We start from the raw sequence: 350 nt of genomic DNA on the forward strand, positions 1-350 counted from the left end.
GCGTGAGGAGGCATCTCGATGCCGGGCTGGACGTAGCTGCGCCAGCGCACCTCGGGAGCCTGCGACACTGCGACGAGGACGCGGCTGCCGACGAGCTTGGTGAGATAGCAGGCCTCGCCGGAATCCTCTGCAAGCGCGGCAAGTGTTGGACGAGCCAGCGCCTCGAGCCATCCGTCCTCGGCAGTGGCGTGAAGGATGCGCGAAAGCCGGGGGCCGACGGAATAGGCGCGCCCGCCTTGCCCGCCGCTGGCGAGCTCGGCCTTGACCAGTCCTTTCAGCAATCTATGTGCCGTCGTCTTCGGCAGGTCGGACAGTGCTGCCACATCCGCAAGCGCAAGCCGGCCAGGAAA

The 350-nt window shown here is 67.4% G+C and carries 1 protein-coding gene; it reads right to left on the reverse strand.

What is annotated here, in order from left to right:
- On the reverse strand, positions 1-350 hold a 350-nt coding region (locus AB4Y92_RS26910), incomplete at both ends, for a helix-turn-helix domain-containing protein (RefSeq protein WP_441822400.1).

The sequence above is a fragment of the Lysobacter sp. TAB13 genome, assembly GCF_052113885.1.
Taxonomy (GTDB): Bacteria; Pseudomonadota; Gammaproteobacteria; order Xanthomonadales; family Xanthomonadaceae; genus Lysobacter; species Lysobacter gummosus.